12 protein-coding genes and 2 tRNA genes are annotated in these 14,847 nt (G+C 49.5%); 5 read left to right on the plus strand and 9 right to left on the minus strand.

Annotation, left to right across the window (positions count from 1 at the left end; genetic code table 11):
• Positions 1-2: 2 nt before the first annotated feature.
• Positions 3-1,235 (minus strand): acetate/propionate family kinase, encoded by a 1,233-nt coding sequence (locus IQ268_RS20610; RefSeq protein WP_193883235.1) that lies wholly within the window; start codon positions 1,233-1,235, stop codon positions 3-5.
• Positions 1,236-1,529: 294 nt separating this feature from the next.
• Between IQ268_RS20610 and IQ268_RS20615 the strand changes: the two genes are divergently transcribed.
• The gene (locus tag IQ268_RS20615) at positions 1,530-2,507 is read left to right on the plus strand and encodes a YegS/Rv2252/BmrU family lipid kinase (RefSeq protein WP_193883237.1); all 978 of its coding nucleotides are present in this window, start codon (positions 1,530-1,532) and stop codon (positions 2,505-2,507) included.
• Between the two features lie 464 nt (positions 2,508-2,971).
• The gene (locus IQ268_RS20620; protein WP_193883239.1) at positions 2,972-3,973 is read left to right on the plus strand and encodes an alpha/beta hydrolase; all 1,002 of its coding nucleotides are present in this window, start codon (positions 2,972-2,974) and stop codon (positions 3,971-3,973) included.
• 69 nt (positions 3,974-4,042) lie between these two features.
• Here IQ268_RS20620 and IQ268_RS20625 read toward each other — a convergent pair whose 3' ends face one another.
• On the minus strand, positions 4,043-5,272 hold the full coding sequence (locus tag IQ268_RS20625) for a methionine gamma-lyase family protein (protein ID WP_193883241.1): 1,230 nt from the start codon (positions 5,270-5,272) through the stop codon (positions 4,043-4,045).
• A gap of 152 nt (positions 5,273-5,424) precedes the next feature.
• Here IQ268_RS20625 and IQ268_RS20630 point away from each other — a divergent pair, with 152 nt between their 5' ends.
• Positions 5,425-6,240, plus strand: coding sequence for a fatty acid desaturase (locus tag IQ268_RS20630; protein ID WP_193883243.1), 816 nt, complete (start codon positions 5,425-5,427; stop codon positions 6,238-6,240).
• A gap of 146 nt (positions 6,241-6,386) precedes the next feature.
• Here IQ268_RS20630 and IQ268_RS20635 read toward each other — a convergent pair whose 3' ends face one another.
• The 4 genes from IQ268_RS20635 to IQ268_RS20650 all read right to left on the minus strand — a co-directional run bounded on the left by IQ268_RS20635 (position 6,387) and on the right by IQ268_RS20650 (position 8,671).
• A complete protein-coding gene (locus IQ268_RS20635) occupies positions 6,387-6,575 on the minus strand; it encodes a DUF2188 domain-containing protein (protein WP_193883300.1) in 189 nt (62 codons plus the stop codon).
• An 83-nt stretch (positions 6,576-6,658) separates the two neighbouring features.
• Positions 6,659-7,918 (minus strand): glutamate-5-semialdehyde dehydrogenase, encoded by a 1,260-nt coding sequence (locus IQ268_RS20640; protein ID WP_193883245.1) that lies wholly within the window; start codon positions 7,916-7,918, stop codon positions 6,659-6,661.
• Positions 7,919-7,921: 3 nt separating this feature from the next.
• The gene (locus IQ268_RS20645) at positions 7,922-8,329 is read right to left on the minus strand and encodes a hypothetical protein (RefSeq protein ID WP_193883247.1); all 408 of its coding nucleotides are present in this window, start codon (positions 8,327-8,329) and stop codon (positions 7,922-7,924) included.
• Positions 8,330-8,599: 270 nt separating this feature from the next.
• Positions 8,600-8,671, minus strand: a tRNA-Gly gene (locus IQ268_RS20650).
• A 514-nt stretch (positions 8,672-9,185) separates the two neighbouring features.
• Between IQ268_RS20650 and IQ268_RS20655 the strand changes: the two genes are divergently transcribed.
• Positions 9,186-9,842: a hypothetical protein gene (locus tag IQ268_RS20655; protein ID WP_193883249.1), complete on the plus strand. Its 657-nt coding sequence runs from the start codon at positions 9,186-9,188 to the stop codon at positions 9,840-9,842.
• Positions 9,843-10,199: 357 nt separating this feature from the next.
• On the opposite strand, the gene IQ268_RS20660 is transcribed toward IQ268_RS20655, so the two are convergent.
• Positions 10,200-10,271, minus strand: a tRNA-Gly gene (locus tag IQ268_RS20660).
• Between the two features lie 168 nt (positions 10,272-10,439).
• Positions 10,440-11,765, minus strand: a complete 1,326-nt coding sequence (locus IQ268_RS20665; protein ID WP_193883251.1) for an APC family permease — start codon at positions 11,763-11,765, stop codon at positions 10,440-10,442.
• A 103-nt stretch (positions 11,766-11,868) separates the two neighbouring features.
• Between IQ268_RS20665 and IQ268_RS20670 the strand changes: the two genes are divergently transcribed.
• A complete protein-coding gene (locus IQ268_RS20670) occupies positions 11,869-13,233 on the plus strand; it encodes a sensor histidine kinase (RefSeq protein WP_228035576.1) in 1,365 nt (454 codons plus the stop codon).
• A 68-nt stretch (positions 13,234-13,301) separates the two neighbouring features.
• On the opposite strand, the gene IQ268_RS20675 is transcribed toward IQ268_RS20670, so the two are convergent.
• On the minus strand, positions 13,302-14,675 hold the full coding sequence (locus IQ268_RS20675; protein ID WP_193883254.1) for a proton extrusion protein PcxA: 1,374 nt from the start codon (positions 14,673-14,675) through the stop codon (positions 13,302-13,304).
• Positions 14,676-14,847: the final 172 nt, after the last annotated feature.

Below are 14,847 nucleotides of genomic sequence, written 5' to 3' on the forward strand. Positions count from 1 at the left end.
GCTCATCCCCGTCCTGGTTTCTGGTTTTCCTGGCTCAACTCCCAGCACGCCCGTGCGATCGCCCAATCTTCCTGCGCTTTAATCACCAATGCTCGAATCGTTGAATCGATCGCTGCGATGTCCCCATCCCCCTTCACCTGAGCATTTTTGTCTGGATCAAGCGTTAGCCCCAAAAACTCAAATGCCTCACAAGCCGCTGCCCGGACAGGCGCAGAATTTTCTCCAACACCGCCAGAAAATACGATCGCATCCAAACCACCCAGTGCTGCCAGCATTGCTCCGATGTGCGAACGGAGCCGATGAACGTATACATCAAACGCCAGTTGGGCTTGCTCGTTATGTTGTGCGATCGCCTGCATGATCTGGCGCAGATCGGCGGATACTCCCGATAATCCCTTGAGTCCTGATTCCTTGTTGAGGATGCGATCGAGGTCATCAGCCGTGTAGTGGTTGTGGCGCATCAAATAAACCAGAATCCCCGGATCGACTGATCCAGAACGGCTCCCCATCATTAACCCTTCTAAAGGTGTAAAACCCATAGTGGTATCTACACTATGACCGTTGCGGATTGCTGCTAGAGAACAGCCGTTGCCAATATGGCAGGTAATGAGGCGCAGGGAGGCCAGGTCGCGCCCCAGCAATTGAGCTGCCCGTTCGGCGCAGTATTGATGGTTGATACCATGAAAGCCATAGCGCCGAATCCCTTGATTAAACCATTCATAGGGCAAGGGGTAAGCAGCGGCAGCATTCGAGAGGTGGCTGTGAAAGGCGGTATCAAATACAGCCACTTGCGGCACGGCTCCTAACGTTTGCTCGATCGCTTCAATACCTTCCAGGTTGGCAGGGTTATGTGCAGGTGCTAGCTCGACCAGTCGCGTGATGGTTGCTCTAACGTCTGGGGTAATCCACACGGGTGCCTGGTAGTCTTGCCCACCGTGGACGACCCGGTGCCCAACAATGTCAATTTCAGAGAGATGGGCGATCGCCTGCGTTTTGCCTTGAGCGATCGTATCGAGCAAATGGGCAATCACTTGTTTGCGCGATCGCTGCCGCAATTCTTCCTCTACGACAATATCTCCATGCTGCACCTTGAGTTCTGCCACGTCGTTCTGGTGCGTCCAGTCAATCTTGCCCTCCCAAAGCGGTTCAGGAGGCGAATCGGGTAATGTATTCTCCAATTCATAGAGGCAGCTTTTCTGGCTGCTCGACCCAGCGTTAAGTACCAAAATCTTCATGGACAGATCTCCCCTTACCATTGCCATACCCCAGACTGAAATCTGTCATACCCAGCGTTGCGCCCTAACTGTGGGGGAGCAACCATCTGTACGAACGTTATCACTGAAATGACAGTCCATTGTTCTCCTGGCCTCGCTCTGTTTCTTTCGCTCTTGCTGCACACCTCCCTTTCTTAATAACCAGCATCAACTGAATTTCCTATCTCCATTCCCTATCCAACGTTGTACATGGTGACGGGGTTGGCACGCTACCTTTGTAGAACAGAAAACCATCGGTTACAACTCATTCGGCTTATGCAACGCTCTGCCTGTCTTATCTTCAACCCCGTTGCGGGACAGGGCAATCCTGATCAGGATTTAACCCTAATTCGACGTATTTTAGAGCCTGAACTTGAGCTAGATATCCGGTTCACCTCAAAAGAGATCGGCGCAGAGCAACTGGCACAAGAAGCGATTGAGCGAGGTGCCCCTCTGATTATTGCTTCGGGGGGAGATGGTACTTTATCTGCCGCTGCAAATGCGCTGATTGGCCGCGATATTCCCCTTGGCATCATTTCTCGGGGAACTGCAAACGCCTTTGCAGGAGCCTTGGGAATTCCAGACACGATTGAAGCGGCCTGTGAAACGATCGTGACAGGACAGATCAAAACGGTTGATGCCGCTCTGTGCAATGGCAAGCCGATGGTTTTGCTCGCCGGGATTGGGTTTGAAGCAGAAACAGTGAACAAAGCCAATCGAGAAGCCAAAAACCGCTTTGGTGTATTGGCTTATATCATCGCTGGGTTTCGACAACTGCGAGAAATGAAGCGTTTTTTGGCTGAAATTGAAACGGAGGACAAAACCACTACGGTGACGGCGATCGCTGTCACGGTTGCCAATGCCGCTCCGCCCACATCAGTTTTGGCGCAAGGGCCTGCGGGGCTGGTTGCAGACGATGGCCTGCTCGATCTCACCATTGTGGCTCCAATGAATAAGGCAGGGGCGATCGCTGCCGGTTATCACCTGTTGAAAACAGCGCTGAGCGGCAATGCCGCCAAACGGAGGGACATTGGCTACATGCGCGCTCAACGCTTCAAGATCGTGACCGAACCACCCCAAAAAGTTGTCCTGGATGGTGAGCTGATTGGCAACACGCCGATAGAGATTGAGTGCGTTCCTGGTAGCCTTAATATCCTGGTTCCTGCCAATGCCGACGAGGCTCTAGACGAAAAGCTGAACGGGCTTCCCGATTTGGTCGTGGAACTGAAAGACTCCTTCCTGGCTGAACCATAGAACCGTAGCAAAACAAGCTAAGAACTCTACTGATTAATACTCTAAGCAGTCCCAGATTCAACTTCATCAAGCATAGGTAATTGCAGGCGGTTTTGTTAAGCTAGGGCGTGTTTTAGATCCCGGAAGTCCCAACTCTATAGACTTTTGAACGACTCAAAGTCCCCCAATTTTGGGGGATTTGGGGGGCAAAAAGCACAATGTAACCGAGCAATCAAGAGTTTTAAAACACGCCCTAGAACCGCCTTTCTTATCAATACTAAAGTGTCTCTTCAAATGGCGATACAGCTTACTTTAAAGAATTCGAAATTGATTGAGAAACAACGTTAAGATGGGCACTGCTTAGCTCAAGTAACTGCTCAGCATGGTGAATCGACCTGGAGAAACCAGGGCGATTTGTTGTGCTGTCAAGCTATAGCTGTTGAGTATTGCAGTCATTTTATTCCGGGTCAGGAGCTATTGATTAAATGTTATTTGCAACCAATCGCGTACTAAATGAAGGGCCAACTCCTCGTTCTGGAAACACGTATTTATTGCCGCGATCGATTAGTTTTGCCCTTTCAAATAATCAGGCAGAACAAGCCGTTTACTTTTGTCAGCGCAACGGACGAGGAGACTATATTGAAATTGGCAACCAGGCTTTTTTCAGTGAATTAAAAGCGGCAAACTATCAACAGCTTCTATTATTTCTACACGGGTTTAACAGCATTCCTGAACCTGATATCTTTCCAAAAGTACAGGAGCTTCAGACCTTTTTTGATCAGAAGGCACCTAATGAAGTGCTGGTCGTTCCTTTGATCTGGCCTTGCGACAACGATTTTGGTGTAGTGAAAGATTATTTTGATGACCAAAAAGCAGCCGATGCCAGTGATATTGCGTTTATGCGGCTGTTCGAGAAGTTTTTAGCATGGCGAGACGACAACAGCACGCTAGAGAACCCATGCATTAAGCGAATTAACGTGTTAGCCCATTCTATGGGCAACCGAGTGCTCAGAGGAGCGCTGAATCGAACGGTGCAATACTACCAACCGCAAGGTGTATCATTACTCTTCCGTAATACCTTTCTGGCCTCTGCGGATCTGGTCAATGAAGCGTTGGAACCGAGTCAAGAAGCACAGTTTATTCCCCCTGCTTCACGCAATGTCGTGGTTTATCATGCCGCTGATGATTTTGCGTTACGGTCTAGTAAAGTAGCGAACGTAGGAACGTCAGGAACCTCGCCTCGCCTTGGTCATACTGGCCCTGAAAATATGGATAGAGTGCCGCGCAACGTGGTGGCGATCGACTGTGCCGATTTCAATAACGAATACGATCCACCCTTGGGCCACAATTACTTTGACAAAGATAGAAGTGGCGCACCGGGCTTAATGTTTGAACACATGTGGGAATGCATCCGCACCGGGCGAGTTCCAGTTGAAATCAGGGGCGATCGCACCCAGGTTCTTGACGAGCGGTTTTGGAATCGGTGAATAGTGGAAGACCGCTCAATTGAATAAATCGAGCATTCATTGAACCATGTTGCCCTTACAACCTGTTTATTAAGCACGCCCAACTGCGGCGATCGCGGCTTCCAGGGCGATCGCCACATGCGTCCAATGGGTTCCTCCCTGACAAAAGACCACATACGGTTCGCGCAATGGCCCATCTGCCGAAAACTCGGACGTGCTGCCATCGATAAATGTCCCACCTGCCATCACCAGTTCACTTTCGTACCCCGGCATAGTTGCCGGAACCGGACTGAGATACGCACCAACTGGCGAATACTGCTGGATCGCTCGACAAAACGCAATGACTTTGTCGGGCGATCCCAACTTCACAGCCTGAATAATGTCACGCCGGGGCGCATCTGGCAGTGGATTAACCGGATACCCCAACTGCTGAAAAACATGTGCCGTGAGGTGATTTCCTTTCATGGCCTCCCCCACCATTTGCGGCGCTAAAAACAATCCTTGAAACAGCAGGCGATTTTGGTCGAACGTTGCGCCGCCCGCACTACCGATCCCTGGAGCCGTTAGACGACAGGCTGCCGCTTCTACCAGGTCGGCTCGTCCCGCCACATACCCACCTGCCTGGACAATCGTTCCCCCCGGATTTTTGATCAGCGACCCTGCAACCAGATCAGCCCCAACCATTGGCGGTTCCCGATCGTCTACAAACTCGCCATAGCAATTATCCACAAAGCAGACGGTATTTGGGTTTTGCTGCTTGACTAGATCAACAATTTTCTCAATTTCTTGAATAGAAAGGCTGGCTCGCCAGGAATACCCGCACGATCGCTGAATGTGAACTAACCGGGTGTAAGGATGAACGGCCTCTGCCAAAGCAGCCCAGTCTATTTTTCCCTCCTCGGTTAGAGCAAGTTCTCGGTAACGAATGCCAAACTCTTTGAGGGAACCTTGATGCTGACCGCGAAGTCCAATGACTTCTTCGAGCGTATCGTAGGGCGCACCTGCTACGGCTAGCATTTCGTCTCCCGGACGAAGAGTGCCGTACAAAGCACAGGCGATCGCATGGGTACCTGAAACGAACTGAACTCGCACAGCCGCCGCTTCAGCCCCCATGACATCGGCAAAGACTCGATCGAGCGTTTGCCGACCCAGATCGTCGTGTCCATAACCAGTAACGCTGGCAAAATGGTGTGTTCCCACCTGGTGATGGCGCAGCGCTGCCAGGACTCGTTTCAGGTTTTTCTTGACCTGAGAGTCAATTCCGGAAAAAATCTGAGATAGTGCCCGTTCTGCTTGCTGAATTGGCTCTAAGCTGTTCATCAGTTCCTTGTTCGTTCTTATCTTTCCCGGACAGGCTTGCCGCGCTTTATCCAGAAGCAATCCTGGCTGACCGACATTCAGCCAGACCGGACGCAAGTGCGGAGTCTATTGTCGCGCAGATCGGGCTGCAAAGTTCATATTGAGATTACTGCATGACTGTCGCAACTTCAACAAAACCTCCTATTGACTGGGCCACCGTTGTCTTTATGGTGGCAATACATCTCGGAGCCTGTTTTGCCTTCTTGCCAAGCAACTTTAGCTGGGCCGCCGTTGGCTGGTGCTTATTTCTGCATTGGATAACAGGTGGCCTGGGCATTACGTTAGGTTGGCATCGACTATTAGCCCACCGCAGTTTTCAAACGCCAAAGTGGCTAGAGTACTTCTTTGTCTTTTGTGGAACTCTATCGGTGCAGGGGGGGCCAATCTGGTGGGCCGGGTTGCACCGCCATCATCATCGTTATTCCGATCAAGCCGTCGATCATCACGACTCCAGCAAAGGCTTCTGGTGGAGCCACATGGAGTGGATGTTACGCGAAGTTCCTGCCGAAGAGGACGTGGCTCGATTCACTAAAGATATTGCTGACGATCGCTTCTACCTCTTTCTCGAAAAATATTTCCTGCCAATTCAACTCGTATTGGCCTTATTTCTTTATGCACTAGGCGGTTGGCCGTTTATTGTTTGGGGGGTGTTTGTCCGGCTCATTGTGGTTTACCACACTACCTGGCTGGTCAATAGCGCAACCCACAAATTTGGCTACCGCAGCCACGAATCGGGTGATAACTCAACTAACTGCTGGTGGGTTGCCTTACTAACCTATGGCGAAGGTTGGCACAACAACCATCATGCGTTTCAGTACTCAGCCCGCCACGGGTTGAAATGGTGGGAAATTGATATGACCTGGATGACGATCCGGTTTCTACAAGCGATCGGTCTGGCCTGGAAAGTAAAATTGCCGGAAGAAGCATAGCCACATCATCCTTCTTAGTACCGTGATTACAGTTCAATTCAAGACCGATTAACAGCTTAAAGCCTGTCTTTGACAGGCTTTTTTTATGGCATCACCCAGCATTTTCGTTGCAATGGAACCACGAGCTTACTATTCTTTAGCGGTCTTTATCGGTCTTTGACGGGTTTATCGCGCCGCTCTGCCCACTTTTCTGCTTGAGCAGTAGCGATCGCGATCGCCCGCCCCTCCTCATAGCCGTCTTCTAACAGCGCATTTGCAATGTCGATCGCCTTGTGCCTCACCTCTGCGGTCAAGTTCTTCATCGACGCTGGATAATCTTTCTCATTCCAGGGCATCACCTTCACCGAAATCTGCTCTTCGGTTGTAGTCAAGACCGGATTCCGTCATCATCTACCCAAAGAGCGACCAGGAGTTCGGCCTACAGCCCATTTCCCTGAACAATGTGCTTGAGCGTGGTTAAGGTTTCCAGGCTAATTAGCCCGCGCCGATGCCCCTTCTGGTTCGACATCCCTAGCGCGATCGGGCTGCCCCGTTTAGGATTACGGTAAAACCGGGGTGACGCATTAATATAGGTCATGGCGCTGTTGATCCCAAGCGCAAACTGGCGGCTCTCTTGATAAGATTCGGTCACTAAACAATCAGCATGACCGTTGCTGTATTGATTGATCCAGGCGATCGCTTCATCCAGCCCATCCACAGCCTTAAAGGCAATTGTTTTGTTGAGATAAGCCTGATCCCATTCCGTAGCCGCAGCCAGCAACAGTTCTGGAAACTCAGTCACCAATGTTTCATCGCCTCGCAATTCATAGCCTTTTTCTTTCAGGCTTTTCCAGAGCATCGTTAGGGTCGCCGCACTATGCTTATTGCGGTCAATAAGCACTTTCTCGATCGCATTCACTGGGTCTGGTTCACTTTGATGGCTGTCTAAAATCACCCAGCGTGCCACGTCCAAACTGCCAGACGACGACCAATATAAGTAGCAGTTGCCGATCGCCGTTTTGAGCACGGGAGCCGTTGCCTGCCGAATCACCTGTTGCACCAAACTAGCACGCCCATAGGGGATGACTAAATTGACGTACTGATCCTGCGTCACCAGTTCTCGAATTGGATCGCCCTGATCCGTGGGCACCAGTTGGAGACAGTGCCTGGGCAACCCGGCATCTTCGATCGCATTCTGCAACGTTTCTGTAATCGCCAGGTTAGAATGGCTGCCTTCACTGCCGCCTCGAAGAATCAAGCTATTTCCGGTTCGGATACACAGCCCGGCGGCGATCGCACCCAACTCAGGAAACGCTTCGTAAATCAAAGCAATTACGCCAAGCGGCATCAGTTGGCTGTAGGTCTGGCACTGATCGACCAGATAGGGCGTGCTTGTAACCGGCTGAATTGGGTCAGACAACTCTCCCAACCGCTGAAGCAACCGCACTGCGGTCATCAGCCGTTCTGGTGTTAACTTCAGCCAATCCAAAATCAGTTCGGGTACTGCCATTTCGCGACTGGCTTCCAGATCAAGCGTATTGGCTTCCAGGATGTCATCTTGCTGGCGTTGCAACACCTCAGCCATCACTTGCAGCGCCTTGCTACGGTCAGATCCTCGCAACGCTGATAACTCCAACGATGCCTGGTGGGCACGATGGGCAATTGAAACAAGATCAGACGAAACCAGGGGATTTATCATTGACTAACGCCTACAAGCTAGCCAAAGCATTAAAACGAGCATCATCGACAGGACTAAAGCAGCAACAACGCGGAACGTAACATTGGCGCTTAAGGGAGATTGTAGAGTGGTCAGCAGCAGCAAGAAGACCAGCCCAAAAATAATGACCAACGTCAGCGGCAAGTATCCTCTTCCAAGACTGGAATGAGCCAAATTCCACTGGTGCCCTGTCCAGCGCCACGCCCGCTTGTAGGGATAGTTAGTCGAGAGTTGTTCAATCACACAACCGCTCTCTTGTACTACAAAGATTTGCTGGCAGCGATCGCAGCCAAATGCCTCAGTTAAGGCAATTGGAACAAGGTGCCCCCGACGGCGACAAGGACAGGGATAGCTGTTGTTGAGATCGATTTTTTGAACTTTCTGAGGTTGCACAGGCAGCTTAGTGCAGGTGAACTTTAAGCTAAAGGGACATTGCGATCGCCCAAATTTGGCGACCCTTTTTCTCCAGGCAGACACCCGTGAGGGACTCACGCTGACGTACGCTGGCTGGCGCAGTCATTTCGTTCAGTTCAGTCTGATTCTAACACTCCCAATCTAGCTCAGATTTCAACCAAATCAGCGAAGGCTGACACTCGATTTGAGAGCGAAGGCACTGAACAAACTATCTCTAGAACCATCCTAATGCCAATGTTTTAGTTTTCAAGCGGGTAACGCGATTCGAACGCGCGACATTCACCTTGGCAAGGTGACGCTCTACCACTGAGCTATACCCGCATATCTACCACTGAGCTATACCCGCATATATGGATGGCGGTTGATCCTAAAACCTCTCTGAAACCTCGGAAAATAACTGAACTTAACAGACATTTTAAGAGGATGTCTGAAAAGTATCAAACGGTCTGCATTAGCCCCCTAATTTCCCAAGTTGGGGACTTCCGAACCGTTTCCCGTTCAAAGTCGCCGTTCGGCTGAGCGTAGCCGAAGCCTAGATGAGCGATCGCCCTGGTTTACCAACCCAGACGTAAAGCACTGAAACGTCTAACACTCACATTTTCGCCTTTGTTCCTTGGAAGGCTTCTAACTCGTTGTTCCTAGTAACACAAACTTTAGTGAAATCTTTAAAGCTAAGTATTCTTATGATGTTTTAGTTAAGCGAAAATCATCAAATGATTAACCCCAGGTTAAGCTATACCCCAACTTTGTCTCTAATAGAACTAGCGCAGTATTCCCTATGCAAACCTTTTATGCCTCTCCGACAAGGATTGCTCGGTGGTTGTTATGTGTTGCTTTGGGACTAGCAATTGCAAGTTTTACCAGCATTCTATCTCAGCGCATTTTCGGCACATCATTCGGAGGATTGGCCGAACGGTTGAATGTGGGCGTTGATTCCAGCATTCCTACCTGGTTTTCGTCTTTTATCCTCTTTATCTGCACCTTGCTGTCAGGCTTGATTGCATTTATCAAAAAGACGAAACGTGCTCCCTACGTAGCACATTGGACGTTTTTATCCTTTTTGTTTTTGTATATCTCTGTTGATGAGGTCGCTACGGTTCGAGAAACAATTGGAAGGGCGGTACGAACGACCGTTGCGACTACTGGAATTTTTTACTACAACTGGGTGATTGTAGGGATTCCATTTGTGCTTCTTGTTGGGTTTGTTTACCTGAAGTTCCTCGCTCATCTGCCCAAAAAGATTCGACATTTAGTTGTAGCTTCTGGTGCGATTTATGTTCTTGGCGCGATCGGCATGGAGATGGCCGCTTCGTACGTTCACAGCAATCGAGGAGCAGGAACTCTAACCTATGCTGCAATTACAACGGTTGAAGAATTACTCGAAATGACAGGGGTAATCCTCCTAATTTATGCCCTCCTCAAATACCTAGCTTTAGAAAATGTCAATGGCGTACAGATATACGTCCAACCAGAAAATCGGGTGCATCATTAGAAGTTCAGGCATCAAACGAGAAATTTTGGACGGGTTTCACCTGCTGCAAAATCTCCACAGTGAGGGATAGCGACCGTTAGCAGCAGAAACCTTGCTCTAACAGAAAGAGAAGCCGAAAGGGACGTCGCGATCGCCCTAACCCTCAGCGGTTGGGTAGACCTATCGGGCTTATGAACCGTGCCATAACGGAAACGACAAGGTTAAAGTCAGCAACGCCGAAACTTGCACAGGTTGAAGAATTAACACCTTCAAAGCAGCCCTGTAACATTGATTTATGTTCCGTTGCTAGCCAAGAGCTGTCAGTTCGCTTCTCTCTGCTGATTCCGCGTTTTTACGATGATTTTTTTATTTTGTCTAAGCGGGTAACGCGATTCGAACGCGCGACATTCACCTTGGCAAGGTGACGCTCTACCACTGAGCTATACCCGCATATCTGGCGCGTTTGTGTATTTGGCGCATTTATAAATGTCTCAAAAATTTCGCTATTTGTCAACCTATTTTCAATGAATGTTGGTCGGGCTAAGGGTTGAGCGACCCTCCAGGAAGAGACGAGCTTTCAGCCAGACTGGTGAACCCTCAGCCCAACCCGTTTGATCGTTAATTTGACTGGTTCCGTGACCATTGCATCATGCCATGCCAAACCGCACCGATCGCAATCAGCACTAAACCCATCAGCCAAATCTCCCATTCCACCCAGAAGGCCAAAAACAGGCAGGCAGCCAAACCCAACCACGCCGTCCAGCGTGGGTAAAGTCGCTCTTGAGCTGATAACTTGAGGGCGGCAACGTTCGTGATGGCGTAGTAAATTAGCACGGTGAAAGCGCTGAAAGACCAGGTGGTTTTAACGTTGCCCACCAGAACCAAAACGGCGATCGCTCCACCCACCAGCCAGACAGCCGCCGCAGGTGTCGTTTTGGCGACATTTAAGCGAGCGAGCGAAAATGGCACATCGTGCCGTCGAGCCATTGCCAACAGCACACGCGACAACCCCAGAATCAAATTCAGCACAACTCCTACCATCGCCGTAACAGCACCCACGGCTAAAACACTGGCGCTTCCCGGAATACCAAAGCTGCGGGCTGCCATTTCCAGCGGAGCGGCTTGCACTTCTGCGGCGCTGCCCAGTAGGGGTGCCCCAACAGCGCCAACGCTGACGATGGCAACGCTGATATAGAGCAACATCGTGATCAGCATGGCAATGAGGATCGCCTTGGGAATGGTTCGTCTGGGGTGGCGCACTTCTTCCCCCAGGGTTGCAATTCGCCCATATCCGGTATAGGCCACAAATATCAAAGCAGTCGCTTGCAGAAAGGCACCCACGGAATACTGACCTTCGGTTACATCACCCACCGGAATTAGATTACGACCCTCTGAAGCGATTACTTGCGGCAGCCCAGCCACCACAAAGAACACCAGCGCCAGTAGAGTGATTGCAACCATGAGGGTGTTGGCCATACTAGAACGCCGAACGCCACCCAGCACCAGCACAGTCAGTACCAGCACGAGCATCAGTGCAGTTGGAATCAACAAAGTCGGTCGATCGGGGGCGATCGTACTCAAAACATATCCGGCAAACCCCAGCGCCGCGGTGGCTGCCGATGCCGACTTCGCTAGCAAAAACGTCCAGCCAGCAATAAAACCAAGCCAGGGTGTTAAGTAGCGGTAGCCATATTCGTAGGTGCCACCGCTCACCGGATGATTGGCGGCAAGCTGGGCGCTGCTCAGTCCATTACAGGTGGCAACAACAGCCGCGATCGCCACCGCTAAAATCACCGCAGGGCCAGCGAGGCCAGCAGCAATGCCAATGCTGACGAAAACTCCCGTTCCTAGCATCGACCCCAGCCCCAGCCAAACAGCATCCCAAACATTAAGTTCACGTTTGAGTAATGGGGGGGATGACGTTGACTGTAGTTGCTCTGGCATACCTGACATCCCTATAGTTGAGCCTTTATAAAAATATCTGAGTTCAAACCGTTAGCGGGCTATGCAATGGGGCAAAAGCTGGGAAAAATAGCATTCAAGGAGCTTGATAAAACGCTCTACCAAGTTGCTGCTGTTTGTGCTTACCTCCACCTATCCCACTATCCTGAACATGTTGAACTTTTGGAATACGCTTCTCAGCTCGCAGGGTTTTATTCCACACGGGCACTGCTACCTTTGGAAACCAGATTTAGTTTGGCTACATATTGTGTCGGATGGGGCGATCGCCCTGGCCTACTACTCAATTCCGATCACGCTGCTTTATTTTGTCTCCAAACGTGACGACGTTCCGTTTAATTGGGTATTTGGTTTGTTTGGTGCCTTCATTGTGGCCTGTGGCACGGGTCATTTGATGGAAATCTGGACACTTTGGCATCCAACCTATTGGCTGGCAGGAGGTTTGAAGGCCATTACTGCCATTATCTCTGTATATACCGCGCTAGAACTAGTGTCACTCATTCCATTAGCGCTATCGCTGCCTAGTCCTGCTCAACTAGAAGCCGCAAACCGAGAGCTAGAAGACGCTTTAAGTCAACTGCAACAAACGCAGTCTCAACTGATCCAAACCGAAAAAATGTCGAGTTTGGGGCAGCTTGTCGCCGGGATTGCCCACGAAATCAACAATCCTGTGAATTTTATTCATGGAAATTTGACGTACATTCACCAATATGCAGACGACCTGTTGAGCTTACTGCGGCTTTATCACGCAACCTATCCGTCCCCTTCGGCTGAGATTCAAAAGTCGATTGGGGCGATCGAGCTTGATTTTATTGAAGAAGATCTGCCCAAGACTATCGATTCCATGAAAATTGGTGCCGATCGTATTCGGCAAATTGTGCTGTCGCTCCGCAATTTTTCCCGGGTTGACGAATCTGATATGAAACCGGTCAACATTCACGACGGGATCGAGGGAACGCTGTTGATTCTACAAAATCGGCTGAAGGCAAAATCAAATTGCCCGTCCATCAAAGTGGTGAAAGACTATGGAGCAGTTCCCCAAATTGAATGCTATGCCGGACAGCTTAATCAAGTGTTCATGAACATTTTGAGTAATGCGATCGATGCTCTAGAACAAACCAATCTAGAATCTCTGTCTAGCCAATCTCAACCGTATTCAGGACAGATCACTATTCAAACGAACATGGTTGAGCAGCAGCAGGTGCAAATTCAGATTACAGACAACGGCTCTGGAATTCCGCTAGCGACTCAAACCAAGATCTTTGATCCTTTCTTTACCACCAAGCCGACCGGAAAAGGAACCGGATTAGGGTTAGCCATCAGCTATCAAATTGTGGTGCAGAAGCATGGCGGCACTCTTAACTGCATCTCTACCGAGCAAGGAACAACGTTTCAAATTACGATCCCAATTCGACAAAGCCATCCGGTTTTAGTACGGCAAGCCGTCTGTTAGGTGCCGCTTTTTTAAGATTGCTGCGTCAGGGATTCAGCAGACCGATCGCCTCAACTGGGTGCAGTTTCCTACTCGTTCATGTTTTTGTAAGTCGCAACCGCAGACGGAGAAATTCGATTCAAATAGCGGAAGATCCAGTACTTAAATATAGTATCTAGAATCACCGGAAACGTAGCAATAAACAGGAATATAAAGTCTCGATTGGCCGGCAAACCTAAATGCCTTGATACCCCTTCGAGCAATACTTCCCATCCGTGCGGTGAGTGAAATCCAACAAAGGTGTCGGTAAACAAAATGATGATGAAGGCTTTGGCACTATCGCTTAAGCCGTAAATTAATTCGTCCAGGAAAGACTTTAGAATTGCGATTTCACGCTTGCTGGTAGCTATTACACCCGCGAAGGCACCCAGGGCAAAAATATCGGCAAACACGTTCTTAATGGCATCCGAACTTCGCTGCCGATATTCTTCTTCTACTTCTGCGGCTTTGCTTCTAATTTCAGCCGCAATTTCTTCTTCCGCAACGGGGGGTAGCTTGCCAATTAAAATTTCAAAGCGAATTCTTTCTTCAAAGCGCCGCAGTTCATCGAGCGCTTCTTCTTCCATTTCATAGTTTAGAAATACGCCTACCTGCTCACCTTCTTGCCTGAAGTGATCGACAATTGGCCCAACAACAAAGTTTTTAGACACTTGCTGCGTGAGCAGCGGAATAATTACTAACAGCAGAATAAACCGCAAAGAGATAATAGTTCGCGATTTGGAGGTGCGGAAGTTCTCAACAACCACTTCCTCGGCCTTGGGATCAAGTTCTCGTTTGATGCGATCGACCGTTTTTAGAATCGATCGCGGCAACACACCTGTTTTATCGCTAATAGACTCCACGTTCGTTGGTGCTTGCTTGCCCGTTTGCTCTACTTGTTCCTGGCTGCGCGCGACATTCCGAGCGCGAGAACCATCGGTATCTACCTGACTCATTTGAGCGGGTTGCGTGTTTTTTGGCAGAACAATAACCGACGAACGAGGTACTTCAGCGCTATATCTGGCCACCACTTCATCGATAAATCGTAGCTTTTTAAGAATTAACGCCTGTCTATCGATGACATTGATATTCTGTAAATCGGTTGAGTCTTCTGCTACCTGAATTTCTGTAATTTGCTGATTCGAGATTCGCAAAACCGAGCTACTGGTTTTAAACTCAGTCAGCCTTACTTTGGCGATATTCAGATACTTTTTCAGCTCTGCCTGAAAATAGTCCTGAGCACTTTTGCTGTAGGTTCCATAGTCGGGCGATATCTTTCCCCCGCCAAAGTGAACATCCTCAATTCCTTTGATGGTTAAAGCGGCTTCGTATGATTCGTTGAGCGCTCGTTCTGGTGTTCTAAGCAGCCATTGATTAGCAGCGCGTACGTACGTTTTGAGCGTGCCAAACACAGAATTTCTCATAGGTTTATAAGGGGCACCTGACAAGTTTTTCTAATTGTTGAGCCAGAGGATGCCGCAAGTCTTTGCCCTCAACTATTCAGCTAAGATCAGCCGCGTCAGTACATAAATTCGGTCGTTAACATAACCAATTCTAATCAGCGCTTCATGAAGAGGGTTAGATGAGAGACGCTCA

The sequence above is a fragment of the Oculatella sp. LEGE 06141 genome (genome assembly GCF_015207605.1).
In the GTDB taxonomy this organism is placed as follows: Bacteria; Cyanobacteriota; Cyanobacteriia; order Elainellales; family Elainellaceae; genus Oculatella.